The 25,696-nt window shown below is 35.2% G+C and carries 26 protein-coding genes, 1 riboswitch and 1 other annotated feature; of the genes, 7 read left to right on the top strand and 19 right to left on the bottom strand.

Annotated features, from left to right (window positions below; all coding sequences use genetic code 11):
• Positions 1 to 3 precede the first annotated feature (3 nt).
• From NSQ92_RS15870 to NSQ92_RS15900, 7 genes are all read right to left on the bottom strand, one after another.
• Complete coding sequence (locus tag NSQ92_RS15870; RefSeq protein WP_047944513.1) at positions 4 to 186, bottom strand: sporulation protein Cse60; 183 nt, start codon at positions 184 to 186, stop codon at positions 4 to 6.
• Positions 187 to 444: 258 nt separating this feature from the next.
• Positions 445 to 750, bottom strand: a complete 306-nt coding sequence (locus tag NSQ92_RS15875) for a rhodanese-like domain-containing protein (RefSeq protein WP_047944514.1) — start codon at positions 748 to 750, stop codon at positions 445 to 447.
• 139 nt (positions 751 to 889) lie between these two features.
• Positions 890 to 3,310, bottom strand: coding sequence for a leucine--tRNA ligase (gene leuS / locus NSQ92_RS15880; protein WP_047944515.1), 2,421 nt, complete (start codon positions 3,308 to 3,310; stop codon positions 890 to 892).
• A 53-nt stretch (positions 3,311 to 3,363) separates the two neighbouring features.
• Positions 3,364 to 3,588: a binding site (T-box leader), on the bottom strand.
• A 541-nt stretch (positions 3,589 to 4,129) separates the two neighbouring features.
• Positions 4,130 to 4,681 (bottom strand): GNAT family N-acetyltransferase, encoded by a 552-nt coding sequence (locus NSQ92_RS15885; RefSeq protein ID WP_047944516.1) that lies wholly within the window; start codon positions 4,679 to 4,681, stop codon positions 4,130 to 4,132.
• A gap of 63 nt (positions 4,682 to 4,744) precedes the next feature.
• Positions 4,745 to 5,413 (bottom strand): N-acetylmannosamine-6-phosphate 2-epimerase, encoded by a 669-nt coding sequence (locus tag NSQ92_RS15890; protein WP_047944517.1) that lies wholly within the window; start codon positions 5,411 to 5,413, stop codon positions 4,745 to 4,747.
• A gap of 554 nt (positions 5,414 to 5,967) precedes the next feature.
• The gene (locus tag NSQ92_RS15895) at positions 5,968 to 7,134 is read right to left on the bottom strand and encodes an amidase (protein WP_061798772.1); all 1,167 of its coding nucleotides are present in this window, start codon (positions 7,132 to 7,134) and stop codon (positions 5,968 to 5,970) included.
• Between the two features lie 22 nt (positions 7,135 to 7,156).
• On the bottom strand, positions 7,157 to 7,735 hold the full coding sequence (locus tag NSQ92_RS15900; protein ID WP_047944519.1) for a histidine phosphatase family protein: 579 nt from the start codon (positions 7,733 to 7,735) through the stop codon (positions 7,157 to 7,159).
• Between the two features lie 261 nt (positions 7,736 to 7,996).
• Here NSQ92_RS15900 and NSQ92_RS15905 point away from each other — a divergent pair, with 261 nt between their 5' ends.
• On the top strand, positions 7,997 to 9,202 hold the full coding sequence (locus tag NSQ92_RS15905; RefSeq protein WP_095322998.1) for an MDR family MFS transporter: 1,206 nt from the start codon (positions 7,997 to 7,999) through the stop codon (positions 9,200 to 9,202).
• A 51-nt stretch (positions 9,203 to 9,253) separates the two neighbouring features.
• Here NSQ92_RS15905 and NSQ92_RS15910 read toward each other — a convergent pair whose 3' ends face one another.
• Positions 9,254 to 9,418 carry a hypothetical protein gene (locus tag NSQ92_RS15910; RefSeq protein WP_047944521.1) on the bottom strand — a complete coding sequence of 55 codons (165 nt, stop codon included), beginning with the start codon at positions 9,416 to 9,418 and terminating at the stop codon, positions 9,254 to 9,256.
• A 12-nt stretch (positions 9,419 to 9,430) separates the two neighbouring features.
• Positions 9,431 to 9,694, bottom strand: coding sequence for a YtzC family protein (locus NSQ92_RS15915; RefSeq protein WP_047944522.1), 264 nt, complete (start codon positions 9,692 to 9,694; stop codon positions 9,431 to 9,433).
• Between the two features lie 196 nt (positions 9,695 to 9,890).
• Between NSQ92_RS15915 and NSQ92_RS15920 the strand changes: the two genes are divergently transcribed.
• Entirely contained in the window at positions 9,891 to 10,856 is a 966-nt protein-coding gene (locus NSQ92_RS15920) for a TIGR01212 family radical SAM protein (protein WP_047944523.1), read from the top strand.
• Positions 10,853 to 11,425 carry a tRNA (mnm(5)s(2)U34)-methyltransferase gene (locus NSQ92_RS15925; RefSeq protein WP_047944524.1) on the top strand — a complete coding sequence of 191 codons (573 nt, stop codon included), beginning with the start codon at positions 10,853 to 10,855 and terminating at the stop codon, positions 11,423 to 11,425. Before NSQ92_RS15920 ends, NSQ92_RS15925 begins: the two co-directional genes overlap by 4 nt.
• 152 nt (positions 11,426 to 11,577) lie before the next feature.
• Here NSQ92_RS15925 and NSQ92_RS15930 read toward each other — a convergent pair whose 3' ends face one another.
• Complete coding sequence (locus NSQ92_RS15930) at positions 11,578 to 12,672, bottom strand: tetraprenyl-beta-curcumene synthase family protein (RefSeq protein ID WP_047944529.1); 1,095 nt, start codon at positions 12,670 to 12,672, stop codon at positions 11,578 to 11,580.
• A 14-nt stretch (positions 12,673 to 12,686) separates the two neighbouring features.
• Positions 12,687 to 13,490, bottom strand: a complete 804-nt coding sequence (locus tag NSQ92_RS15935; RefSeq protein WP_047944530.1) for an alpha/beta hydrolase — start codon at positions 13,488 to 13,490, stop codon at positions 12,687 to 12,689.
• Between the two features lie 415 nt (positions 13,491 to 13,905).
• On the opposite strand from NSQ92_RS15935, the gene NSQ92_RS15940 reads away from it, so the two are divergent.
• Positions 13,906 to 14,757, top strand: a complete 852-nt coding sequence (locus NSQ92_RS15940; protein WP_047944531.1) for a C39 family peptidase — start codon at positions 13,906 to 13,908, stop codon at positions 14,755 to 14,757.
• On the opposite strand, the gene asnB is transcribed toward NSQ92_RS15940, so the two are convergent.
• The 5 genes from asnB to ytkD form a co-directional block, all read right to left on the bottom strand.
• Positions 14,747 to 16,648 (bottom strand): asparagine synthase (glutamine-hydrolyzing), encoded by a 1,902-nt coding sequence (gene asnB / locus NSQ92_RS15945; RefSeq protein WP_047944532.1) that lies wholly within the window; start codon positions 16,646 to 16,648, stop codon positions 14,747 to 14,749. The genes NSQ92_RS15940 and asnB overlap by 11 nt on opposite strands.
• Positions 16,649 to 17,191: 543 nt before the next feature.
• Complete coding sequence (metK, locus tag NSQ92_RS15950) at positions 17,192 to 18,391, bottom strand: methionine adenosyltransferase (RefSeq protein ID WP_047944533.1); 1,200 nt, start codon at positions 18,389 to 18,391, stop codon at positions 17,192 to 17,194.
• Between the two features lie 316 nt (positions 18,392 to 18,707).
• Positions 18,708 to 18,868, bottom strand: a riboswitch (SAM riboswitch).
• Positions 18,869 to 18,936: 68 nt separating this feature from the next.
• Positions 18,937 to 19,179: a DUF2584 domain-containing protein gene (locus NSQ92_RS15955; RefSeq protein WP_047944553.1), complete on the bottom strand. Its 243-nt coding sequence runs from the start codon at positions 19,177 to 19,179 to the stop codon at positions 18,937 to 18,939.
• A 111-nt stretch (positions 19,180 to 19,290) separates the two neighbouring features.
• The gene (locus NSQ92_RS15960) at positions 19,291 to 20,082 is read right to left on the bottom strand and encodes an alpha/beta hydrolase family protein (protein ID WP_047944534.1); all 792 of its coding nucleotides are present in this window, start codon (positions 20,080 to 20,082) and stop codon (positions 19,291 to 19,293) included.
• Positions 20,083 to 20,113: 31 nt separating this feature from the next.
• Positions 20,114 to 20,596 (bottom strand): RNA deprotection pyrophosphohydrolase, encoded by a 483-nt coding sequence (gene ytkD / locus NSQ92_RS15965; RefSeq protein ID WP_047944535.1) that lies wholly within the window; start codon positions 20,594 to 20,596, stop codon positions 20,114 to 20,116.
• Between the two features lie 348 nt (positions 20,597 to 20,944).
• Between ytkD and NSQ92_RS15970 the strand changes: the two genes are divergently transcribed.
• On the top strand, positions 20,945 to 21,202 hold the full coding sequence (locus NSQ92_RS15970; protein WP_047944536.1) for a DUF6154 family protein: 258 nt from the start codon (positions 20,945 to 20,947) through the stop codon (positions 21,200 to 21,202).
• A 65-nt stretch (positions 21,203 to 21,267) separates the two neighbouring features.
• Here the strand turns inward: NSQ92_RS15970 and NSQ92_RS15975 are convergent, their stop codons facing one another.
• A complete protein-coding gene (locus NSQ92_RS15975; RefSeq protein WP_047944537.1) occupies positions 21,268 to 22,038 on the bottom strand; it encodes a sulfite exporter TauE/SafE family protein in 771 nt (256 codons plus the stop codon).
• Positions 22,039 to 22,370: 332 nt separating this feature from the next.
• Between NSQ92_RS15975 and cls the strand changes: the two genes are divergently transcribed.
• Positions 22,371 to 23,825 carry a cardiolipin synthase gene (cls, locus tag NSQ92_RS15980; RefSeq protein WP_047944538.1) on the top strand — a complete coding sequence of 485 codons (1,455 nt, stop codon included), beginning with the start codon at positions 22,371 to 22,373 and terminating at the stop codon, positions 23,823 to 23,825.
• 139 nt (positions 23,826 to 23,964) lie between these two features.
• Here cls and NSQ92_RS15985 read toward each other — a convergent pair whose 3' ends face one another.
• Complete coding sequence (locus NSQ92_RS15985; RefSeq protein ID WP_047944539.1) at positions 23,965 to 24,438, bottom strand: S-ribosylhomocysteine lyase; 474 nt, start codon at positions 24,436 to 24,438, stop codon at positions 23,965 to 23,967.
• Between the two features lie 174 nt (positions 24,439 to 24,612).
• Here NSQ92_RS15985 and yidD point away from each other — a divergent pair, with 174 nt between their 5' ends.
• Positions 24,613 to 24,870, top strand: a complete 258-nt coding sequence (gene yidD, locus NSQ92_RS15990; RefSeq protein ID WP_047944540.1) for a membrane protein insertion efficiency factor YidD — start codon at positions 24,613 to 24,615, stop codon at positions 24,868 to 24,870.
• On the opposite strand, the gene NSQ92_RS15995 is transcribed toward yidD, so the two are convergent.
• Positions 24,867 to 25,424 carry a beta-class carbonic anhydrase gene (locus tag NSQ92_RS15995; protein WP_047944541.1) on the bottom strand — a complete coding sequence of 186 codons (558 nt, stop codon included), beginning with the start codon at positions 25,422 to 25,424 and terminating at the stop codon, positions 24,867 to 24,869. The two genes, yidD and NSQ92_RS15995, sit on opposite strands and share 4 nt — an antisense overlap.
• Between the last annotated feature and the right edge of the window lie 272 nt (positions 25,425 to 25,696).

The following is a 25,696-nucleotide window of genomic DNA, read 5'->3' on the forward strand; positions in this document are numbered from 1 at the left end:
TTTTTAAGTTCTGTAAATAATCATGGAGGAGAAACAATAGATTTGATCCTCCTCATCCTCTTGCATGGCCGCGACATTGTATTTGATATCGATTAATTTCTTCTCATCTATTTTCTGTAAAAATTTATTCATCTGTAATTCTAGATCCTTCTCGTGCTCTTGATCAAATAATTTTACTTTAATCATCTTTTCTTCCTCTCCCTATTATTTTGTAGATTATAATTAAAGGATAGACAAAATTCTTACTATTCAATCAATTTCACGAAAACTTTTAACTTTCTTTTAATTTCTTAAAAAACTATTCTTATACTTTCATAGTGTAGACACTTTTAGCTTTCATTTAAGTTTTATGTATAAACGAAGTCCATATAAAAAAGCTCAAAGAATGAAGGTAAATAATACCTTATCTTTGAGCTCTTTCGCTTATATTAAGCTTATCAGCCTTTAAATTGTTTTGCCATGCCAATTTAGCATGCCGCCTTCCATATTTACCACTTTGTAGCCTTGGTCTTGCAAATAGTAACATACATTTTCGCTTCGTCTGCCTGAGCGGCAAATCATGATATATTCTTTATCTTTTGAAAAGTAATCTAAATTTTCAGGGATGCTATTCATCGGAATGTGTTTTGCTCCAGGAATAATTCCTTCTGCTACTTCTTCGTCTTCCCGAACATCAACTAATTCTAGCTTTTCTTCATTAGTCAGCTTTTCCTCTAATTCCTCAGTAGTAATTGTTTTTATCGTATCCATTTTATTTCCTCCATTATCACCTTTTATACTGTGTATATAGTTTCTCTCATTGTAATATAGATTATATGACTATGTTATGCAATTAGTCTGCCTAATTGACAGAAAGAGGAGGCTGTCAAAAAAGACAGCCTCTTCCCTTTTAATTTGCAACGATATTAACTAATTTACCAGGAACAGCAATAACTTTACGTACTTGCTTGCCATCAATTTGCTCTTTAACTTGGCTATCCTCCATAGCAATCTGCTCTAGAGCATCTTTATTAGCATCCGCCGGAACCATTAGTTTCGCTTTCACTTTACCGTTAATTTGAATGACAATTTCGACTTCATCATCAACCAATTTTGCCTCATCATATGCTGGCCATGCTTCATAGGCAATGGATTGGTTAGAACCAGTAATGATCTGCCATAGCTCTTCTGTAATATGTGGGCAAATTGGAGAAAGCAATTTCACGAATCCTTCCACATATTTCTTCGGAATACGATCTGCTTTATAACATTCATTGATAAACACCATCATTTGCGAAATGGCCGTATTGAAGCGAAGTGCTTCAAAATCCTCTGTTACCTTTTTCACTGTTTGATGATAAATTTTATCTAGCGCCTTCATTTCCTCTATATCTTGAACTTTAGAAGTAAGCTCTCCATTATCATCCACTAACAATCGCCAAATTCGATCTAGGAATCTTCTTGAACCATCAAGTCCATTTGTTGACCATGCAATTGCAGCATCTAATGGTCCCATAAACATTTCATACAGACGAAGTGTATCTGCACCATGACTAGCTACAATTTCATCTGGATTTACGACATTTCCTTTTGATTTACTCATTTTTTCATTATTTTCACCGAGGATCATTCCTTGGTTGTATAATTTTTGGAATGGTTCTTTCGTAGGAACAACACCTAAATCATAAAGTACTTTATGCCAGAAGCGTGCATATAGAAGATGCAAGACAGCGTGTTCTACTCCACCGATATACATATCGACTGGAAGCCATTCTTTAATTTTTTCAGGATCAGCAATCTGCTCGTTATTTTTTGGATCAATATAACGCAAGTAATACCAGCTGCTTCCAGCCCATTGCGGCATGGTATTTGTTTCACGTCTGCCTTTTTTTCCAGTAACAGGATCTACAACGTTTACCCATTCTGAAATATTTGCTAACGGAGATTCACCTGTTCCAGATGGCCTAATTTCAGATGTTTCTGGAAGTGTCAAAGGTAATTCCTCTTCTGGAACACCTGTCATTGTGCCATCTTCCCAATGGATAATAGGAATTGGCTCGCCCCAATAGCGCTGGCGGCTAAATAGCCAATCACGAAGTCTGTAAGTGATTTTCTTCGTTCCTATTTCTTTCCCTTCTAACCAAGTAATCATTTTGACAATAGCTTCTTCTTTATTTAAACCATTTAGAAAATCAGAATTTACATGTTCCCCATCACCAGTATAGGCCTCTGTTTCTACATTTCCTCCAGCTACCACTTCTTTAATTGGTAAACCAAATGTTTTAGCAAATTCATAGTCTCTTTCATCATGTGCAGGTACAGCCATAATACTTCCTGTACCGTAGCTGACAAGGACATAATCAGCGATCCAGATTGGCATTTTTTCGCCATTTGCTGGATTGATCGCGTAAGCACCAGTAAATACACCCGTCTTCTCTTTCGCTAAGTCCGTTCTTTCTAAATCACTCTTACTTTTAACCTTTTCTAAGTAAGCTTCTACAGCTGCCTTTTGCTCTGAAGTTGTAATTTTCTCTACTAAAGCATGTTCAGGAGCAAGCACAGCATAAGTTGCACCAAATAATGTATCCGGTCTTGTTGTAAAGACAGTGAATGTCTCATCATGATTGTCAATTTGGAAGGTAACTTCTGCTCCTTCTGAACGGCCAATCCAATTTCTTTGCATTTCTTTAATACTTTCTGGCCAATCTACTTCATCTAAATCTTCTAACAAACGATCAGCATATGCTGTTATTTTTAATACCCATTGACGCATCGGACGTCTTTCAACTGGATGTCCACCACGTTCACTCTTACCATCAATAACTTCTTCATTAGCTAAAACCGTTCCTAATGCTGGACACCAATTTACTGCTACTTCATCAACATAAGCTAAGCCCATTTCATACAATTTGAGAAAAATCCATTGTGTCCACTTATAATATTCTGGATCTGTTGTGTTAATTTCGCGATCCCAATCATAGGAAAAGCCTAATGATTTAATTTGACGTCGGAATGTGTCGATGTTTTTTTGTGTAAATTCAGCTGGATGGTTACCCGTATCCAGCGCATATTGTTCTGCAGGTAAACCAAATGCATCCCACCCCATTGGATGAAGAACATTAAAATCCTGCATCCTTTTCATACGAGAGAGAATATCTGTTGCTGTATAGCCTTCTGGATGCCCAACATGCAGCCCTGCTCCAGATGGGTATGGAAACATGTCTAAAGCATAAAACTTTTTCTTGCTTTTTTCTTCACTTGTTTTAAAAGTCTTGTTTTCTTCCCAAAACTTTTGCCATTTCTGTTCTATTTTCTGATGATTAAAACTCATCTTAAATCCTCCCATAAAGTTGTTTTGACCAAAATAAAAAGCCGCTCATCCCAAATAGGGACGAGAGGCATTATGTATAATCTCCCGCGGTACCACCCACAATTAGTGAATAAATCACTCGCTTCATTATCCTTTAACGCAGGTGTACGGCAAGCATTACTAAAAGTTCACACTTGCAACTCAAAGGTGAGTTCAAGATGTTTTTGACTGACTTGCACCATCCGTCAGTTCTCTTCTTTCAAAAGGGCATCTTTACTATTCCTTATCCGTGTTGATTACTTATATATGTTTTTTATTGTATTGTATTTTAATGTATGTTGCAAGTAGTTTTCAGATTAAGTAAATATTAATAAGAGAAATTAAATTATTCGTTTTGTAACTTAATAATAGTCAAACATTCATTAGAATTTTGCCATTTTCATTTTAAACCCATCTTCTTGACATCACATCAATGACTAAAACTACATGAACAATTTTTTATAGACGTACTTATAGATCCTCTTTATATACTTTATTTCTATAGCCTCAGCTCTTCTTTTGTCATTGTATTCACACAAAGCAACTAATTCTGCTTGAGGAAGCAACGCATAAACTTCAGCATGATAGGTACCCATCTAACTCTCAGCTTGTTTTCATTATTTCCAATGCCTACACAATTTAATCACATATATTATTCTTATTGCAGCTAACTCCGTACCTGTTTCAATAGTTTAGTTTACAATTAAAGACTACTTGAGCACTTTCAGTGGAAAGCAACCGTTAAATTCTCCAAAAAAGGATTATTCAGATTCAAGTAGTTACTTAAATTTTAAAATTGGCTCACTTTAATATTTTTCGGTCTAAAGTATCCTCTAATAAGGACCAAGCTTCATGACAGCTTGGAGCTTTGATAAACGGTTTAAACCCATAGTTTAAGTACATATTAACTGCTTGGTAACTTGTTGTTTGCGATGTAAGGTAGGCTTTTGAGTGATATTTAGCCAAGATATTCATCGCCTCGCTTAGTAAAGGTTTGGAGAGTTTCTGTCCTTGATATGCAGGGACAATTCCTACCCAATGAATTCTTCCTGTTATTTCTCCATCTCCTTTTAAGTCACCATACCATGCCGTTGTTGTTCCAATCACTTCTCCCTTTTTATTCTCGATGAACAAGCATCTATTTGTCATTTCATCAATATATGGTCCAAATTCTTTATAAAAATGCGCTAGAGCAGCTTCTTTGCTTTCAAATTCATCTACACTCGCCTCCACAAACGCCCAATGATGTTCGTCACCTTTTTCAAATAACCTAATTCGAAATTCAGCTGGAAGCGGGTATTGCGGAATATGCGACAAATCTTTTATCACCATACTAAGTGGAATTCTTTTCATTTGAATCAGCTCCTTTTATAATTGATTGTCTATCTTAAATCTCGACAAGACACCTTATGTATTTTAGCTGTTCATACCCTTTACAAATCGTTTAGTTATTTCCTGAGGACGTGTAATCGCTCCACCTACTACAACAAAAAAAGCACCAAGCTCTAATGCCTTTCTGGCATCTTCTGGCGTTTCAATTCTCCCCTCAGCTATGATAGGAACGTTTACTGCTTTAACAAGATTCTCTAATAATTCAAAGGCTGGACCATTTTTCAAATGTTGCGTTTTCACTGTATATCCAGCTAGGGTAGTACCAACGAAATCGCAACCCATAGTCTCTGCACGTATACCTTCCTCTAGCGTGGAAACATCCGCCATCACTTTTTTGTTAAGGTTATCCTTTATAAAATCAATTAATTCCTGTAAATCTTCTGCCCTTGAACGGTCGGTTGCATCTATCGCAATAATGTCGGCGCCCGCATCAGCCACAAGCTGTGCATCTGCCTTAGTTGTGGTAATAAATGCATCATAGCCTGGATAATGTTTTTTTAGAATCCCTATAATAGGTAAATCTACTTTCTCTTTAATTCTTTTGATATCCGAGTAACCGTTTGCTCTGATTCCTACAGCTCCCCCTATTTTTGCAGCAAGCGCCATTGCTGCCATAAATTCTGAACCATGTAATGGCTCAGAATCCAATGCCTGGCAAGAAACGATTAATCCTCCCTTTAGTTTCTCAATCATCAAATTACTCCTCTCGTGAATATACTAGTATGCTTTGTCAGCCACTGCTTTTGCAGTCGCTTCTCTATATTTCAATGCTTTTTCTTTTAACCGATTCTCACCCTCAAGCATAACATATCAATGACAATAATTGGGTAAACTTTGTCGACAAGGAACCGCCTCGAAGTACACTTTCTCTCGTTCCTGTTAATAAAACATCATCTACTTTCTTTGTAATGGGAGAACGTGTAAAGTGCGTAATAGATATAATTTTTGTGTTTTCTTCTGTTAATTCGGCTGCAAGCAGCGCATGGACTGCTTATTCACCGTATAAACGAAATTGTTCGGTAATCTCTTGTTTTTTTTACTAGACCATCGACAAAAGCTGTTGTTAACTGGTTCATAGGAAAGACCCTCTTACTTTGAATTTGTGTGTGGAACAACTTAATTCTACAAGAAAAAAGGTCTTCCTTTTTGTATTTATTCATTTACATACGGTACTTAGTACGCTCTTGTAAAAACTAGGTTCACTACTTCTTTTATAATATGCCTATATTTCCTTTAAGGTTATATCATTACCATTTCTTTACCCACTCAGCTACTAATTGAAGTAAATTTCTATCTTGGTTTCTACCAGCTATAAAAGAAAGACCTACTGGTACTCCATTGCTTGTAGTTAATGGTATGTTCACTTGGGGGAAACCTGTTAATCCTGCTATACAGCATAACTGAAAGGTTTGCTTTCTTCTTTCTTCTAATTCATAAACAGGTAGATTTAAAAGAGGTGCGATTCCTGGAGCTGTAGGAATGATCAAAACTGCATCATCTTTAAGCAGTTCTTCCATTCTTTGCTGAATTTTACGTCTCAACTGATGATATGGTGCTAAATCTTCGTCTTTTATAGTACTAGCCCACTTAAATCTTTCTGCTATTCCCGGACCAAACGTAGGCTTTGCTTTTTGAATCCATTCTCCATGCTCTTGCCAAATTTCTCTGCCCTGCAGCATTCTAAAGACTTCAGACCACTCATGTAGTCCTTCTTCTGCTATAACCGTTGTTACGTAATTAGGTACCGACTGTTCTAATTTCTCCAATAAAGGAGCAAAAGCTTTATGTACTTCTTGGTCGGCCAATGCCCATGCATCACTTCCCATGATAAATCTCGTAAAAGAGCCGTCTCTTTGGACAGGTAAAAGTACTTTTCCAACTTCATTTAGAATTTCTGCGTCATTTGCCATCCATCCAACGGTATCAAAGCTTTTGGCAAGAGGGATGACTCCTTCTATATTCACTACTCCATGGGAGGGGCGGATTCCATATATCCCACAATAAGAAGATGGAATTCTTATCGATCCTCCTGTATCTGTCCCTAAGGAAAAATCCGTCTGCTTAGCAGCAACCGTAACAGCTGAACCACTGGAGGAACCACCTGGAATTCTATTAGGAGACTTAGGATTGACTGGAGTTCCGTAATGAAAATTCTCTCCATTTAAACTATACATCAATTCATCTGTGATCGTTGTACCCTGCAGCCGGGCACCATTATTCAGCAAGCTAGTTATCACAGGTGCTGTTTCTTTAGCAGGGGGATGACTAGAAAGCCAATCTGGATTTCCTGCAGAGGAAAGATAGTCCTTAATTGTAAAAACATCCTTTACAGCGAAAGTCAACCCATCCAAATTTCCTCGTTTTATTGGTTTCAATGAAATATTTTTATCGATATATGCACCAAAATCGCTCATTGATCACTGCCCCTTCCAATCATTATTCAGGTATCTCCACTAAATGATCAACCAAGTTGTAATCTTTCACTTCCCAACGCTTCTCTTTATACTGAATATTGCTAATACAAGCATTTGATAAATATTTTTCTATTTTGAGCGAATCTTCTGACACTATGGTTAATAATGTATGGATAACTGCACCGTGAGCAACTAACAATACTTTTTCGTCTGGAAACCGGCAAATAACTTTTTCGAGGCCGTCCGTTAGTCTTTTTACGAGAGCTTCTCTCGACTCCTGGTTTGGATATTGGTGATCTGGATAAAGAATCGCTCGTTCCTCTCTTGTTTTTCCTTCCGCATCGCCAAAACTACGCTCCATGAATTCATCCATTTCTACTACTTCTAGTTGCAAAGCTTCATTTATAATCAACGCCGTTTGCTTTGCTCTTTTTAGAGGACTTGTAACAATGACATCCCACTCTGAATGCTTTAAATAGTCACGGCATTGTTCTGCCTGCTTCTTGCCATTTTCATTTAAAGGGATATCTGTTTTTCCTTGAATCCTTCCCAGTGCATTCCAATCTGTTTCTCCATGCCTTATTAAACATATTTTCGTCATTTATTTTATCCTCTCTCCATGCTTAATTTTGGGGTTATTACTACTTTATTAGAAAAATACTTATTTTTCAAACAAATTAAATATTAAAATTATTGTAATTGACTTTTCTTCTTAATTTACTCTTCAAAAACTCTTTTCCTCGCACTTTTCTATCAGAAAATTCCGCCTATATAAAAATGGGCACTATTCTATTGCAGGTTTGTTAAAAAGCAACTACACTTATTTTGGTATTTAAGAATAAAGTTGAAAAGGAGCATTATTATGCCTCGTTCTCTATGGCTTTTAGTTATTGGAATGGCTGTTAACGTTACAGGATCTTCCTTACTTTGGCCTTTAAATAGTATATACATTCATGAGCATTTAGGAAAAACACTTACGGTTGCAGGTTTTATTCTTATGCTTAATTCAGGAGCAAGTGTTATCGGTAATTTAATCGGAGGCATTCTTTACGATAAATTAGGGGGATATCCATCCATCTTATTAGGAATCTCTTTAACCGCCTTTTCTTTACTAGGATTGACTCTGTTCCACAATTGGGAAGCTTATTGTACATTCTTTACGTTATCTGGGTTTGGATCAGGTATTATATATCCTAGCATGTACGCAATGGCAGGGAATGTTTGGCCAGAGGGAGGAAGAAAAGCTTTTAATAGTATTTATGTTGCGCAAAACGTTGGCGTGGCACTAGGATCAGCAATTGGCGGCTTTATCGCTTCTTATTCGTTCCAATTAATCTTCTTGTCAAACACCCTAATGTATGGGGTATTTTTCCTTATTGCCTTCTTTAGTTATAAAAACATTCAAGTAAAAGCAGATGTTCTTCCCTCTACAAATGGTACTGTTTCTAAAAGAAAGGGAAAACATTTGTTAAAAGGCAGTCCTGCTATGTATTCTCTCGGAATTTTAGGATTGGGTTATTTATTGTGCTGGATATGCTATGTCCAATGGCAAGCTACCATTTCTACCCATACACAGGAGTTAGGTATTCCTTTAACACAATATAGTTTATTATGGGCTGTTAATGGTGGTCTTATTGTATTCGGCCAACCGCTGATTTCTTTTTTCACCAAAAAAGTTTGTACATCTATAAAGAAACAAATGCTTATTGGAATCGGCATTTTTATTGTTTCCTTCCTTATTGTAGGAAAAGCGGAATTCTTTACTGGTTTTCTTGCGGCGATGATTATCTTAACAATCGGAGAAATGCTTATTTGGCCAGCAGTTCCGACCATTGCTGATAAGCTGGCTCCTAAAGGGAAGGAAGGATTTTTCCAAGGAATCGTAAACAGTACAGCAACTGGTGGCAGAATGATTGGTCCACTTGTCGGGGGCATGCTTGTAGACAGCAGTGGTATGACTTTGCTTGTGCCTATATTAGTCGTACTGCTTGTAATTAGCTTGTTTACAGCCTTTTTCTATGATTATCCAACAAAAGAAGCTTCTAAGTTAACGCCTAAAACAAATTGATATAAATGTCCCAACAGTCTTCATGCCGTTGGGACATTTTTTATTAATAAATTATTCTTGTCTTGATTTGGATTTAGCAGGCTGGCCTCCAGAATTCTCATATTTCTTTTTGGCTGCTTTTATTAGATCAACATCTTTCCCCAGCTCTACATCCTGATTATTTATCCCATTACGTGTTTTTTGTTCTGGATTATTTTTCTTCGAACGTTTATCCATTTTAATTCCCCCTTAATGCAATCTTAATGTCATTTGATTTTGCATTTGCTCTATCAATAATCGCATGCGATGCAGTTCTTCTCTTTGCTGCTGGTTTGCACTGCGATCCATCGTGTGCAAATCATTGTAAATATTCTCTAATTGCATTTGTGCATCCGTATATTCCGTATCATTAAAATGTTCCTGACGTCTTGCTGCTTCATATTGCTGCTCTGCAAAATTGATTACATCATTACATCTTTGTAGTAAGTCGCTCATGGAATCACGAGTAGCCAAAAAATAACCTCCCAACAATCTTTTCAATTAGAAGCAGATTGCTTCACAAGTAGTATCTGTCTAATGTCCCTCTCCTATTACTTCCTTTTCTTAACTGATGAAGAAATTCTGTTGGATAAAGTACTGAGTCATGTTAAAATGCTTAGGTGGAAATGACAAAAAAAAGAATTAAAATTACTTAGGAGGTTACACTGATATGAATCAGAATAACCCATTCCCATTTGCCTCTGATAATAAGAGATATCATACATGGAATTATCATCTTCGAAATGAATTCGGTCACAAAGTTTTCAAAATCGCCCTAGATGGCGGCTTTGATTGTCCGAATAGAGATGGCACGGTAGCTCATGGTGGATGCACCTTTTGCAGTGCAGCTGGTTCTGGCGATTTTGCTGGCAATCGTGTGGATAGCCTTGAAAAGCAATTCCATGATATAAAAAACAAGATGCATACGAAATGGAAAGACGGAAAGTATATGGCCTATTTTCAAGCGTACACCAATACTCATGCTCCTGTTGATGTACTTCGAGAAAAATATGAAGTGGTGCTTAAGCAGGAAAATGTCGTTGGTCTTTCTATCGCAACACGCCCAGATTGTTTACCAGATGATGTTGTCGAGTATTTAGCAGAACTAAATGAACGTACTTATTTATGGGTAGAACTAGGTCTTCAGACCGTTCATGAAAAAACCGCAAACCTTATTAATCGGGCTCATGATTTTCAAACATATGTGGAAGGCGTTAATAAGCTGAGAAAGCATAATATTCGTATTTGCTCCCATATTATTAATGGTTTACCAATGGAAACGAACGAAATGATGATGGAAACAGCCAAAAGCGTTAGCGAGCTAGATGTACAAGGAATTAAAATCCATTTGCTTCATTTATTAAAGGGAACTCCGATGGTCAAGCAATATGAAAAGGGCCTCCTGGAATTTTTAACATTTGATCAATATATATCATTGGTTTGCGATCAATTAGAAATATTACCACCAGAAATGATTATTCACCGAATTACTGGAGATGGACCAATTGAATTAATGGTTGGACCAATGTGGAGTGTAAATAAGTGGGAAGTGTTAAACAAAATTGATGCAGAATTAAAAAGCCGCAATAGCTGGCAAGGTAAATTTTATCAGGCAAATAAGAAGGTGACACAATGAAGTTAGACAGAGTCATTCCATTTGCTCATCAATTATTGGAAAAAGCAATATCGGCCGGAGATATTGCAATCGATGCTACAATGGGAAATGGTCATGATACCGTTTTTTTAGCCAATCTTGTTGGAAAAAAAGGAAAGGTATTCAGCTTTGATATTCAGGAAGCTGCTTTACTGGCGACAAAGGACAAGCTAATTAATCAAGCATTGCAAGAAGCTGCTTCTCTTCATTTGTGCGGACATGAGCATATAATGAATGTGATTCCTTCTCAGTACCACGGAAAAGTCACAGGAGCTGTTTTTAATCTAGGCTACTTACCTGGTGGGGACAAGTCGATTGTCACAAAGGCTGAAACAACTATTGCCGCAATCGAACAGCTACTTCAAATCCTGTCTAAAGAAGGAATTATTGTATTAGTGATTTATCATGGTCATCCAGAGGGAGCTATTGAACGGGACAAACTTATTACCTATGTTGAAAATATAAATCAACAGGAAGCTCATGTGCTTCGTTATCAGTTTATAAACGGCATTAATAATCCTCCTTTTATTATCGCGATTGAGAAAAAGTAGTATTAATATTTATAACTTCCTACCAAAGGATACCTTTAAAAACGAAATGAAATGGAATGGAGCTATGGACGTTTTTCTCCTGCGGATAACAAGTGCCCATAGCTCAATAGAGTAAAATAGACAAACTCCACTTCCAGGGAGTTTGTCTATTTTTATTTGCTCAATGCTCTCAATGCTCCAATCGGTATTACTTTTTGAAACTTTCTATAGGCTCTTCCGTTCAGATAGAAAAAATAACCGATTGGACCAGATGTCCTTATCATGTTTTTAGCAAGTTTGCGGATATTTCGTTGCTTATTTACCTTCTCATCAGATAAATAGACGCCTAATAAACCTCTGTTAATCAGTTTATGAAATTTTTGATGAGGGAGTTTATTAGTATGGCGATCGGCTTCTGTTACAAAATGCTTTAGACGATTAAATAATTCCTCTTCATTTTTATAATAGAAACAAAAGTTTAAGTCGCCACCTATTTTATCCTCTTCTTGATCGATAAAATAGTCCAGTAAGATATGCAGTCCTTGAATATAAGGAAAATATCCATCTCGAATTAGCGCCGGATAAGAATCATCAAAATCATCACGAAATGCATAAGAGACTAAGCAAAAAATTCCTAAAGTCGAGCCAGAGCAAGCAGAAAATTCATACCACTCCATTTTAGGGACATGATTTTTATTTTTTTCAAACCAAAATTTCAGTCGAGGAATCCGTTCTTCCATTATCACATGTTTATGTATCTGTAAATCACAGTAGTAGCGGCATAATTCTAAAAGCTGTTCCTTAATGCTTCCGTAATTCTGCAGCTTTGACAGCGTATCTCTGCATGTCTTAGCTAAATCATATAAATAGCCTCCATCATCTTGATCCTCTCGATAACGATAATAATTACTTGGTTTAGCTCCAACTGTTAAAGCGTGTTCCATTGATTCATGTAAAGCAGAAAAATCTTTCGGGTCAAGCGAAGTGCTTCGATCACAAAGATTATCTAAATAATCACTTATCGTTTGGTAGGCTACAATAAATTTAATCACTTCTTTGTACTTACTCATGGCAATTAGAGCCATGATGGAGCCACCTTCACAATGAAATGTTTTATTCTCAATACTTGCTAATGCTTGTTTTCTTAATTCTAAATTAGGAATACTCCCTGCCCTTTGCGTCCAATAACTTAATTCCTGATGGACAACTGGAAAAACCTTTAAGTAAACTTTTGACATTAATGTTAATGGCATCTTTGGAACTGACATATAAAAAACCTCGCTTATACAATATAACCAATTGCTTTCAATTGACTATTAATAAAATCCTTCGTGTATTCAAAAACTTCATCTCTTTCTGGCTCATTAAAAATTTCATGATAAAACTCTGGCCATTCTTTATATCTCTTTTCAGATAATGGTATCATATTGAACCAGGTTTTTACCATTTTTTTATCTACAACTAAATCGCCGCCGCCTTGCATAAGCAAAAGGGGCAAGTCTTGCGTATTGGCTATGTCTTCAAAGGCTTTCTTTGTTGCATTAATCAATTCTCGGTACCATCTGATAGAAACTTTTGTTATATATAAGGTATCATTTGAATCAATTTCTCTTACTTCTGCATTACGAGTTGCCATATCAATCGTTAAACCGGAATTAACCCTTAGCTTTGGGGCCACTTTATTCAAGAGAAGTGATACTAAACTCATCAGCTTGGAGGGGTAATTAATCAGCCCTAAGCATGGTGAAGATAAAATCAAGCCTGCTATCTTTAATTTCTCCTGTTGGAGAAGTCTGATAGAAGCAAGGCCACCCATACTATGCCCTAATAAAAAAATAGGCAGATCAAATTGATAGGCAGCTTGAATCCAGTCTTTAATTTCTATTGTATATTCATCAAATGAATCAATATGTCCTCGATCAGATCTAGTTGTCATTCCCTGTCCAGGAAGATCTCCCATTACAACATGAAAACCAGCTAACCGAAACATTTCGATAAGCCAGCCATATCTACCATGGTGCTCCATTGCTCCATGAACAATAACAATGACCGCTTTCGCGTTTCCCTCAGCTTCCCATTTCCACATAAAAGCTCCTCCATCCCATGTAAAAAATCTAAATTAGCTTTATCCAACTTTAACAAACCAGCAAATTATTGAGAAAAAATAAAAATTTGCTTTGTAATATAATCATTATAATAAATGCGAATAAACGAAGATCAGCTTTTTTATTATGAGCCAAAGTTACTTTAATTATAGCAAATTACTTAGAAATGTACCTTTATAATACAAACCTCATCATTATTCAAAAAAAATGGTATACTAAAATGGTTTCATTTGTCGAAAAATAGGGAAAAGGAACGCAAAAATGGTTACCATTTTTTTAGAAAGTTCCCATATTAACTTAAAGAAAGGAAATTTAGTGACAATTTATATATTTTCTAAAAGAACTTTTTTTCAAGCCGATATAATTTAATAAAGAAATTGATTAGGTGATATTTAAATGGAATCAAATACAATAATAGTAATTTCATTGATTACTTTATTTTTCTTATTATATTTATTAGTAAGAAATAAACTAAGCATCTTTGTCAAAAGTCTCTATTTATTTACGATATTCGCCATGATTGCAATTAGTTTTCTACTTATAAATAGAGACGGCTATCAAGCAATTGTTTATGCGAAGGAGTTTGCCACACAGAATACTCGAAAAGCCCTCATATCCATAAAAGAGGAAACAAATTTAATAAAAGAATCTGTATTATTAGATGCGCCTATTTTAAACCAGTTACCAGAGCTTCCACGAGGCTGTGAGGTAACAAGTCTTGCTATGCTGCTTCAATATGCAGATGTAGATGTCGATAAAATGACACTAGCAAAGCAAATTAAAAAAGATACTACTCCCTATACAAGAGTCGATGGTAAAATTTATTATGGACATCCGAATGATGGATTTATTGGGGATATGTACTCATTAAGCGGTCCAGGTTTAGGTGTATACCATAAACCAATTGCTGCATTAGCGGAGAAATATTTACCAGACTCTATTGTCGATTTCACTGGATCTGATTTTGAGGAAATAAAAAATCATCTATCAAATAATCGACCTGTATGGGTCATTACAAATTCAACATTCAAAAAGTTACCAGAGAGCCAATTCCGGACATGGAACACACCAAGCGGAACTGTAAAAATAACTTATTCAGAGCACTCGGTTCTTATTACTGGCTATGATGAAACATTTGTCTACTTTAATGATCCACTTACAGGAGAAAAAAATAAAAAAGCACCCATAAAGGATTTCAAAGAATCCTGGGTGCAAATGGGAAGTCAAGCAATTACGATTAATTCTTAATTGCTACCTTTCCTTCTTTTAAATATTCCTTTTCGAAGGAATATTTTTTTTCAATATAAATACTGTGCCAAACCATGAACATCAGTACGGTCCATATTTTACGGCTATTGTCTGCTTTACCTTGACAATGGTCTTCTAGCAACTGTAGAACAACCGATTTATTTAATAAGTGATCTGTATCACTTTCTTTAATAATGTTTTTCGCCCAGTCATTCATTTCATCTTTTAACCAATGACGAATTGGAACAGGGAAACCTAGCTTTTTACGATTTAGTACATGCTCTGGAACAAAGGATTCTGCTGCTTTTCGTAAAATATATTTTGTTGTACCATCCGCCGTTTTTAAGGAAGTAGGAATTTTAGAAGCAACCTTAAAGACCTCTTTATCTAAAAATGGTACCCGTAATTCTAGTGAATGAGCCATCGTCATTTTATCCGCTTTTAATAAAATATCCCCACGCATCCACGTATGAATGTCAATAAACTGCATACGATCCACAGGATCATACCCTCTGCTTTCTTCATATAATGGATTAGTAATATCACGATAATGCAAACCATTGTTGTAGACAGAAAGTAGTTTTTCTTTTTCCAACTCAGAGAACATTTTCGCGTTTCCAATATATCTTTCTTCCATCGGTGTAACTCCGCGTTCAATAAAACTTTTTCCTTTCACGCCTTCTGGAAGAATATTTGCTACAGCTCGTAACAATTTTTTTCCGACATTCGGAATTTTATTAAATACTTCAAGAGATTGTGGTTCCCGATAAATATTATATCCACCAAATAATTCATCTGCACCTTCTCCAGATAGAACAACTGTTACATGCTTTCTTGCTTCACGGGCAACAAAATATAATGGCACACAAGCTGGATCTGCTAAAGGATCATCCATATGCCACATAATTCTCGGAATTTCGTTCATATATTCCTGTGGAGTAATGATATAACTAATATTTTCTAATCCTAATTTATCAGCTGTTTCTTTTGCTACATCGATTTCACTGAATCCATTATGTTCAAATCCTACAGAAAATGTTTTAATGTTTGGATGGAATTCCTTGGCAATACTGGCAATAATGGATGAATCAATGCCTCCTGAAAGGAATGATCCAACAGGAACATCACTTCTCATATGCATTTTCACACTATCAAACAACACATCTTTAATTTCTTTTGTATACTCGTCCTCTTGCTTTACAACAGGTTTAAAGGATGCTCTCCAATAACGTTTAATCTCCATTGGCTTACCAATTTTTTTGGTAAAATAATGGCCTGGTTCTAGCTTTTTAATTCCCTCTGACATCGTATAAGGCTCAGGAACAAATTGATAGGTTAAATAATGCTGCAGAGAACGATAATCAATAACATCACTTTCTAATGCCAATGATATACTTTTCTTCTCAGAAGCAAAGTATGTTTTCTCTCCGTCATCAAAATAAAAGAATGGTTTAATTCCAAACGGATCGCGTGCTCCATATAATGTTTCTTCTTGTTTATCCCAAATGATAAAAGAGAACATACCACGTAATTTCTCTACCGCTTTTTCCTTTTCATGGCTATATAAAGCAATAATTACTTCTGTATCTGAATTTGTTTGGAAGGTCAATCCCGCCTTCACTAACTCTTCTCTTATTTCTAAATAGTTATATACTTCTCCGTTAAAGATTATCCAATAACGTTCATTTTCATATGTTAAAGGCTGATGCCCACTTTCAATATCGATGATACTTAATCGGCGAAAACCGAATTGAATGTGGTTATCATAATAATATCCTTCATCGTCAGGACCTCTATGTGTTATAACACGATTCATTCCTGCAAATAGTTCTTTTTGTTCTTCTTGAAAGTTCTGTGCTTTTTCATGTACACAGCCAACAAAACCACACATATTGCTCTCACCTTCTCCATTTCTTTTCCTACATGCATTGAGACATCTATAACTAACTCATTGTTCTAATAGCAGAACTATAATCAATTTTTTACTATACGCTTAAATAGAATAGATGTTAATAGGTAATAAGTTTTATAAAATCTTCACTTAGTCTTCTATTTTAACATAAATAGTGTAAATATATAAATCAGTTATTAGCATTTCCATCCTTATTTTTTATACATGTAAAACAATTGTCATCATTAAGTATTAGACGAAAAAAAAAGAAAGAAGTTACACTTTCTTGTAACTTCTTTCAGATTAACCGCAAACTCCTGTATTTTGGAAGAAGAAGTTTGAGTATAGCATATATATTAATCACTTTGAATCGGAATGCTGCTTTCCGTGAGCACGCGCTGAGCCGCAGTTTGCCTTCAACCTGCAGGGGCTCAGACTGTCTCGCTAATCCCACAGGAGTCTCACCCCTACCACTTTAAGCAATGCATGAAATTGTAATGCTAATTTTCATATACCCTTTTTGTTAACAAAAAGAAATAATTTTTATGCTTCTACTGCTTTTTTTACTAGCTCTGCTCTATCTGTACGTTCCCATGGTAGATCGATGTCCGTACGGCCAAAATGTCCGTAAGCGGCTGTTTGTCTGTATATTGGTTTGCGAAGATCGAGCATTTTAATAATTCCTGCTGGGCGCAGGTCAAAATTTTCACGAACTGCTTCTACTAGTTTATCTTCTGAGACAATCCCTGTGCCAAACGTATCAACAGAAATAGATACTGGCTGCGCTACGCCGATTGCATACGCTAATTGTACTTCTACTTTATCAGCTAATCCTGCAGCGACAATATTCTTTGCTACATAACGTGCTGCATAAGCTGCGGAACGGTCAACTTTTGTTGGATCCTTTCCTGAAAACGCTCCACCGCCGTGCCGTGCATATCCACCATATGTATCAACGATGATTTTACGTCCAGTTAATCCAGCATCACCTTGTGGTCCGCCGATCACGAAGCGTCCAGTAGGATTAATAAAATACTTCGTGTTTTCATCGATTAATTCAGCTGGTACAACAGGATTGATTACATATTCCTTAATATTGCGCTGAATTTGTTCTAATGTCACTTCAGGATGATGCTGTGTGCTAATTACAATTGTATCAATGCGCACTGGTTTATTATTCTCATCATATTCGACTGTAACTTGTGTTTTACCATCTGGACGTAGATATGGTAAGATTTCTTCTTTTCTAACCTCAGCTAGTCTTCTTGATAATTTATGTGCTAACGAAATGGGTAAAGGCATAAGTTCCTTAGTTTCATTACATGCAAATCCGAACATTAAGCCTTGATCTCCTGCACCAATTGCTTCTATTTCCTCATCCGTCATCTTACCTTCACGAGCTTCTAGAGCTTGGTCTACCCCTAATGCGATATCAGCGGATTGCTCGTCAATAGAAGTTAATACTGCACTTGTTTCTGCATCAAATCCATACTTTGCACGTGTATATCCTATTTCTTTAATCGTTTCACGAACAATTTTTGGAATATCCACATATGTAGAAGTAGTTATTTCACCTGCAACGAGTACTAGACCTGTTGTTACAGAAGTTTCAGCAGCAACTCTTGCATTAGCATCTTTAGCCAATATAGCGTCCAAAATAGCATCTGAAATTTGATCACAAATTTTATCTGGGTGACCTTCAGTTACCGATTCAGAAGTAAACAAGCGACGTTTTGTTGACATCTGATTTCCTCCTTATTTTAGAAAAAAGTAGAGTGTGGTTTCTTCCTGCACTCCTTAACCTTATCTTGATACGGTACTCATTCCCTAGATAGTATGAAGTAAAAATGGCGTTTTTATCCGAAGTCAATTCCGTGCATTATTATATGTAAAACTGAAAAAATGTTTAAAAATATAATATATATAACGAAGATTTTTGTTTCTAATAAAAACACACATCTAAAAATATACATTTTTATAAAAGATAAATAATTCATTTTACACAAAAAACCTTTTCATTAGTGAAAAGGCTCCTAGTAAAATCAATTCGCACCTTTCACTCTTATCGTTCAAGGAAGAATTTCCTTGCTTCAGGTTAGCACCTTTCCTAAGAGAATGTCTGTCCCATTACATGTAAACATGAATGATTCAGTAATTTTCTTCACATAGTAGGTTGCTGGGTTTCATCGGGCCAGTCCCTCCACCAGCTCAGGATAAGAGAGTATCCGTTCAAGGTAAAATGATAGCTTAATCCATCAATACATGTCAATCATTTTTCACTTTATTCATTAATTTGTGGAATTTAATGAAATCAATTTATAAGTAATCGATGTTTTATTCTTTTCCCATTCTAATTTTTCAATCGTAGCAATCCCCGATATCTCAGCAGTTTTTGTTCTTCTTACCTCTAACGGGATATTCATTGGATATAAACGATAATCTTCTTTTTCTAACAAAAATAAATTTTCTTCTAATCTTATTTCTTTTCCCTTTGTAACAATCATTGTATTTAATTCTAAAGGCATGCCCATTTTACATTCCCCTTCTCTATTTTTTTCTCTTTCGTAATATGTTACCGGCAATCAAGGCTCCTTGCATGACCATAAAATCGGAACATCAACTAAGATAATAAAGCTTATTTTTTATTTTACCATCCTTTCCGTTTGTTTTTTCATCCAACTGGTTAAGGATGTGACCACTTTTCGATTTGTAGCTGGAGGAAAGTAATGAGTAAACTCTGGAAAATACCAAGAGTCTACTTCTTTTCCGAGTTGTTTTAATCTTTCTTCTAATTTGAGACTATGATCAATCGAAACATTTTTATCCAGCTTCCCATGAATAATAAGAGTAGGAGCATTTATTTGTTCTAATTGATAAAGCGGAGTTCTTTCTTCATATCTGTCTGGATATTTAGAAGGAGTTCCCCCGATAACTCGTTTCATCATCCTGCGCAAATCTTTACGTTCTTCGTATGTTAAGAACATATCGCTTACGCCGCCCCATGTAACAATTGATTTTACAGGGCAGTAAATACCTACAAATAGAGCCATAACTCCTCCTCTTGAAAAACCAAATACATGGACATCCTGAACATTCGATAAATTCTTAAGGAGTGTAAATGCTGCTATAGCATCATTTTTATCTTCTCCTGCAAAATCTTCATTTCCATCGCCACCCTGATTCCCTCTATAAAAGGGAGCAAAGACTACAAAGCCTTCGGATGCAAATTGAATAATTCTTCCCGGACGGACTTTGCCAACATTTTTTATACCCCCTCTTAGATAAAGAAAGCCGTCATAAGTTTTCCCATCATTTGGTGAAGCGAGCATTCCTTTTACTCGTAAACCATCGACATAATAAGTAACTAAAAATAAATCAATGGAAGGGTTAGGAGATGGAAATCGAATTTTCTCTATTATATCGCCATTTTGCATACTATCTGCTCCTTTCCTTTTTTCTCCTATATTACCCCTTCTTTTTGCTTAATAATTCATTTTCAATATAAGATATACAAAATTGGATGACCTCATCCTGCATAATAAAACTAAAGGAATCTTTCCATCGCTTTTTTATTATATTGCCAGTAATCAAAACAGGACCATCTGTCTCAAGATAATCCTCTTTGGAGCTTAACTGACTGATTCTTGCAAAAAATACATCCTTCAAAAAAGGAACCTCCCCAAAAACCTGATAAGCTGCAATCCATTGCAGACTTTTTATAATGCCGCCTGTTTCCTCCATCACTTCTCTCTGAGCTGTTTGAATAGTAGTTTCGCCCGTTTCTCTCTTTCCACCTGGAAACTCCAATCCACGTTCCTTATGTTTTGTTAATAACCATTGATCTTTATACTGACAGATAACTAATACATGTCTTGCTTCTTCGTTCCATTCATTTTTTACAAATGAAAGTTTCACTAAATTGTTGTTTTGATCATAAAATATTTCCATACCTACTCCATTATTATGTATTATTAATATAAGTAGCTTGCATACTAAAGCAAACAGCATGCCATTAAGCTGATTTACTGTCTATTATTATCATAGCAAATACTACCATTGAAACAGGAGTTTTTTCCACTAAAATAGGGTATATTTTTTATAGAAGAGACAGTTCTTAATGATATTTATTTTCAGAGTGAATTTTCATGTATGGTAATTAGAATGGCACATGAATATTTGTATTATTCTTTAACATAATGTTCACATAATAGCTAGTAATAATAGGATGTAATCATATATAATACGGTTAAATAAAACGGTTACATTTAAAACTGGCTGAAATAGGAGGAAACAATGATGAAAATTGTAGATGAACTATATAACTTATATAAAAATAAATTAACTGGTGATGAAGAGGATATCGATATGCTTGCCTTTGCTTTTTTAGAGGAAATGAGTAGAGAAGATTTATTACATATAATCCAAGAATTAAATGAACAAGAATTATATGATTTAATGGGTCTTTATTTAATTGAAAGTTTAAAGGGTAAATTTGCAAGTGAAGATTATCGAAAACCGAATAACCCAATCTTTACCCATCGAAATCTCCATTAATTTTCTATAAAAAGGCTGTTTGACATCCCAAACAAAATGTTTAGGATAGCAAACAGCCTTTTATATTATGGATTTGTTATATAATCAAATATATTTTTTCCAATTAAAATAGCGGAGACCAAGACAAATAATATTTTTACATAGTTAGACCCTTTCGCAATAGCTACTCTAGAACCAATGTATGCTCCTAAAATCATGGCAATGCCCATCACAAGCCCATATAAATAATACACAGAATCATAATATAAAAAAACAATAAGTGCTGTAAGGTTACTTCCAAAGTTAAGAACTTTAGCATTTCCCGCAGATTCCACAAAATCAAATCCCATCAGAAGAAAGGAAAATAAAAAGAACGAACCCGTTCCTCCTCCTAAAAAACCATCATAGAATCCTATTAATGGTACAATAAATAGAGCAAATAAGAGTTTCTTTTTCGTCATTCCGTTGTATGTAGAATGAATTCCCCATTCTTTTTTCGTAAGGGTATAAATGGTCACTACAATTAAAACAACAAGAATCAGCGGCTTGAGCGATTCTGATGGGATTTTTTGTACTACATAAACTCCAATTGCAGAACCAATAATGGAAAGAGGTAAGAGTTTTGATAGTAAATTTTTATCTGTTTTTCCATGCCTTATAAAAGAGATCGAGCTTGTTAATGAGCCCATAGTGGAAGCAAGTTTATTTGTTCCTAACGCAATCTGCGGCGGCAATCCAGTGAACAATAGAGCCGGTAATGAGATTAGTCCGCCGCCGCCAACTACGGAATCGATAAATGCTGCGATAAATCCAGCGGCAATTAAAAAGAGTAGCATACCAAGATGTAATTCTTCCATAAAAGCTCCTTACTTTAACTCGTTTTTTCCAACATAAAACTTAATCTATGGTGAGATTTAAGCTAGCAGTCTTGAGGTTAAAAACCATATATCTTGCATAAACAACTTTGCTATTATTTATTAAGTAAGTACTTCTCGTTTTATCTTTACTTTATCACATTAAAGAAAAAAGGGAAATTCTTCTTTTTTAAAATAAATACAAAATAGTACAAAGTTTTACCCTTTTACCCTATAATTATACAGGATATTTATTTTAGAGCAGTCATATACACACTCTATCTTATTTTTATCGCACATATTATTGCTTTTTTTGTGAGAAAGGACAAAATTCGATGCACATCTATTCAATTGTTTTAAGTGTAATTATTATACTTAATATCATTTTTGCTTTTCTTGTTATCTTCTTCGAAAGAAAAGATCCTATTGCAACATGGGCATGGCTAATGGTGCTGACCTTTATCCCCATTCTTGGGTTTATCTTATATTTACTTTTCGGGCAAAATCTACGAAATAGAAAACTATTTCAATGGGATGGCCGAAAAAAACTTGGCATAGAGCCAATTTTAGCTTCTCAACTGTTGCAAATAAGTTCTAATCAATTGCGGACAACAAATGAAGTCATTAGAAAAAACCAAGATCTTATTTATATGAATTTATTTAATAATGATGCAGTACTTACGGAGAATAATGCTGTTCAGATATTTACAGATGGTCATAAAAAATTCGATCAATTATTTGAAGATATCAGAAATGCTAAAAAATCTATTCATTTACAATACTATATTTTGAAGAATGATGGGATCGGCTCCGATCTTATTAGCTTACTTGTTGAAAAGGCAAAAGAAGGAGTAGAAGTACGCTTATTATATGATGAGCTCGGCTCAAGAACGTTACGTAAAAGGGTTTTTAAAGAGCTGCGGGCAGCTGGCGGCTTTGTTGAAGTTTTTTTTCCTAGTAAATTTCACCTCATCAATTTGCGATTAAATTATCGCAATCACAGAAAATTAGGAATTATTGACGGGAAAATCGGCTATATCGGCGGCTTTAATGTTGGTGATGAATACTTAGGACTTCACCCGAAATTTGGATATTGGAGAGATACTCACTTACGTATTGTTGGTACAGCTGTCTATGCCATTCAAACAAGATTTATTCTTGATTGGAATCAAGCTTCTCATCTCCATGAAATTCAATATTCGCCTGAATATTTTCCTGGTAAGATTGAAGAAATTATTGGTAATATCGGAATGCAAATCGTTTCAAGCGGACCTGATTCAGAGTGGGAACAAATAAAAAATGGTTATATAAAAATGATCACGTCTGCTAAAGAAAGTGTTTATATCCAAACACCTTATTTTATCCCTGATGCCAGTTTGCTGGATACCTTAAGAATTGCAGCTCTTTCAGGAATAGACGTTAAAATTATGATTCCTAATAAACCGGATCATATGTTTGTTTACTGGGCCACTTATTCTTATATTGGAGAAATGTTAAAAGCAGGAGCAAAGATTTATATATATGAAAATGGATTCATCCATGCAAAAACAATTTTAGTCGATCGAAAAATCGCTTCAGTTGGAACTGCTAATATTGATATGAGAAGCTTTAGACTCAACTTTGAAGTAAACGCCTTTATTTATAGTGAACAGATTGCTAATGAGCTGACAGACGATTTCTTAAAGGACATGGACTTATCCACACATTTAACAGCCGACCAATATTCAAAAAGATCCTTATGGATCCGTTTCAAAGAATCATTTTCAAGGCTTCTTAGTCCCCTTTTGTAGAGCTTAATATTTTGGTTATTATGTTTTAAAGATAAATCAATTTTATGAATAAAAACCCAAACAATATACGGAATTTTTCATTAGCATTTCCGTACAATTTGTTTGGGTTTCTATTTGGTTGGAATGTTTATTTCTTTTTTTAAGCAAAAACCTGTTTTAATTCTTCTTTATCTTTGCTTAACCAGAAATTCATCAGCTTTTTTGCACCTTCTAAATCATGTAGTTTTGCTTGACCGCATTGTGTTTCATTAGCTGCTGGAATTTCAGTAATTTCAATTGCCGTTTTCATCGTTGCCTCTAATAAATCGATAATTTCCTCAACGGTTGGTTCCCCACTTACAACTAAATAATAGCCAGTCTGACACCCCATTGGAGAAATATCAATAATATCAAAATGATTGTACTTTTCTACATGTGCGCGTAAATTAAAGGCAAGTAGATGCTCTAACGTATGAATAACATCTGGCTTCATTGCCTGCTTATTTGGCTGACAGAAACGAATATCATATTTATTAACTACTCCATCACTACCAACTTTGTGTACACCACAATGTCTTACATATGGGGCTTTTACGGCAGTATGATCTAATTCAAAACTTTCAACTGAAGGCATAAAGTCATCTCCCTTTCTTCTTCTATCTTTATTATATCTAAAAAGCCGAGTAATTTCATCAACTTAATATATATAATATTTTTCCAGTGGGAATTTTGTGTTAAACAGTGATTACTTTTACTCCTCTCTTCACCCATGTTATACTACATGCAAAGAAGGAGAGGAAACAGCATAATGAAATACGTCTTTTTATTTATTATCCAATTTTATCGCAAAGTAATTTCTCCAATAAAACCGCCAACTTGCCGTTTTTATCCAACCTGCTCTAGTTATGGCTTAGAAGCGATTCAAAGATTTGGCGCTTTTAAAGGAGGGTACTTAACCATTAAACGAATTCTTAAATGTCATCCCTTTCATCCAGGTGGTCTGGATCCAGTACCAGAAGATTGGCACTGTAGAAATCATCCTCATTCGCCAAAAGAGAAAAATTAATAACCGTCTATTACCAAGTCTAATTTTCCAGTCTTTGGATCTATCACTAACCCATGAACTGGAACGCCACTTGGCAATAGCGGATGCCTTTTAATCATTTCTACACTATGGGTAACACTATCTGATACAGAATCAAAACCTGTCAACCATTTTTCTAGATTAATTCCAGAATGTTGTAAAGTTGCAAACGTTTCGTCTGATATGCCTCTTTCTTTCATTTTTTCCACCATGCTATCTGAATGCAATGCACTCATCCCACAGTCATGATGACCTATTACCATCACTTCATCAGCTTGCAGCTCATATACTGCAACCAAAATACTTCGCATAATACTTCCAAATGGGTGAACAACTACTGCTCCTGCATTTTTTATAATTTTCACATCTCCGTTAGAAAGATTTAATGCTTGTGGCAAAAGTTCTAACAATCTTGTATCCATGCAAGTTAGAATCACCATTTTTTTATTGGGAAATTTACCTGTAATAAATTTTTCATATTTTTGTTCCCTTACAAATTCTTCATTATAGACTAACATATCTTGTAATAGGCTCATTTTTGCACTCCTTAAAAAATTCAATTCATAAAATACAAATAATTTCTGTTCTAAAGAAAGAGTCTCCTTATTAATAGTAATGAAAATTTGCCTAATATACAAATTTGAAATAGATGATACTTTCCAACATTGGTACTTCTTTTCATTTGTCCTATGTATGTAATTCCTCCAACCTTCTAATAATACTAAAGTGCAATGACTGTTAACAGTCTCAATTGCATCCTATGTGCAAATAGAAGACATCTCCTAAAAAGGCTTTGGATTAACAACTT

Origin of the sequence: Niallia sp. FSL M8-0099 (genome assembly GCF_038006945.1) — a bacterium.
Lineage (GTDB): Bacteria > Bacillota > Bacilli > Bacillales > Cytobacillaceae > Niallia > Niallia circulans.

Coding starts and splice junctions, on each gene's coding strand:
- NSQ92_RS15900 (WP_047944519.1), bottom strand. CDS start 7,735: ATGACGAAAATATGTTTAATAAGGCATGGAGAAACAGATTGGAATGCA.
- yidD (WP_047944540.1), top strand. CDS start 24,613: ATGAAATACGTCTTTTTATTTATTATCCAATTTTATCGCAAAGTAATT.
- NSQ92_RS15985 (WP_047944539.1), bottom strand. CDS start 24,438: ATGCCTTCAGTTGAAAGTTTTGAATTAGATCATACTGCCGTAAAAGCC.
- NSQ92_RS15905 (WP_095322998.1), top strand. CDS start 7,997: ATGCCTCGTTCTCTATGGCTTTTAGTTATTGGAATGGCTGTTAACGTT.
- ytkD (WP_047944535.1), bottom strand. CDS start 20,596: ATGGAAATATTTTATGATCAAAACAACAATTTAGTGAAACTTTCATTT.
- NSQ92_RS15940 (WP_047944531.1), top strand. CDS start 13,906: ATGGAATCAAATACAATAATAGTAATTTCATTGATTACTTTATTTTTC.
- NSQ92_RS15935 (WP_047944530.1), bottom strand. CDS start 13,490: ATGTGGAAATGGGAAGCTGAGGGAAACGCGAAAGCGGTCATTGTTATT.
- NSQ92_RS15875 (WP_047944514.1), bottom strand. CDS start 750: ATGGATACGATAAAAACAATTACTACTGAGGAATTAGAGGAAAAGCTG.
- NSQ92_RS15885 (WP_047944516.1), bottom strand. CDS start 4,681: ATGAAAAGAATTCCACTTAGTATGGTGATAAAAGATTTGTCGCATATT.
- NSQ92_RS15960 (WP_047944534.1), bottom strand. CDS start 20,082: ATGCAAAATGGCGATATAATAGAGAAAATTCGATTTCCATCTCCTAAC.
- asnB (WP_047944532.1), bottom strand. CDS start 16,648: ATGTGTGGTTTTGTTGGCTGTGTACATGAAAAAGCACAGAACTTTCAA.
- metK (WP_047944533.1), bottom strand. CDS start 18,391: ATGTCAACAAAACGTCGCTTGTTTACTTCTGAATCGGTAACTGAAGGT.
- NSQ92_RS15955 (WP_047944553.1), bottom strand. CDS start 19,179: ATGGGCATGCCTTTAGAATTAAATACAATGATTGTTACAAAGGGAAAA.
- NSQ92_RS15930 (WP_047944529.1), bottom strand. CDS start 12,672: ATGTCAGTTCCAAAGATGCCATTAACATTAATGTCAAAAGTTTACTTA.
- NSQ92_RS15920 (WP_047944523.1), top strand. CDS start 9,891: ATGAATCAGAATAACCCATTCCCATTTGCCTCTGATAATAAGAGATAT.
- NSQ92_RS15970 (WP_047944536.1), top strand. CDS start 20,945: ATGAAAATTGTAGATGAACTATATAACTTATATAAAAATAAATTAACT.
- NSQ92_RS15890 (WP_047944517.1), bottom strand. CDS start 5,413: ATGATTGAGAAACTAAAGGGAGGATTAATCGTTTCTTGCCAGGCATTG.
- NSQ92_RS15895 (WP_061798772.1), bottom strand. CDS start 7,134: ATGAGCGATTTTGGTGCATATATCGATAAAAATATTTCATTGAAACCA.
- NSQ92_RS15910 (WP_047944521.1), bottom strand. CDS start 9,418: ATGGATAAACGTTCGAAGAAAAATAATCCAGAACAAAAAACACGTAAT.
- NSQ92_RS15870 (WP_047944513.1), bottom strand. CDS start 186: ATGATTAAAGTAAAATTATTTGATCAAGAGCACGAGAAGGATCTAGAA.
- NSQ92_RS15975 (WP_047944537.1), bottom strand. CDS start 22,038: ATGGAAGAATTACATCTTGGTATGCTACTCTTTTTAATTGCCGCTGGA.
- NSQ92_RS15995 (WP_047944541.1), bottom strand. CDS start 25,424: ATGAGCCTATTACAAGATATGTTAGTCTATAATGAAGAATTTGTAAGG.
- leuS (WP_047944515.1), bottom strand. CDS start 3,310: ATGAGTTTTAATCATCAGAAAATAGAACAGAAATGGCAAAAGTTTTGG.
- NSQ92_RS15925 (WP_047944524.1), top strand. CDS start 10,853: ATGAAGTTAGACAGAGTCATTCCATTTGCTCATCAATTATTGGAAAAA.
- cls (WP_047944538.1), top strand. CDS start 22,371: ATGCACATCTATTCAATTGTTTTAAGTGTAATTATTATACTTAATATC.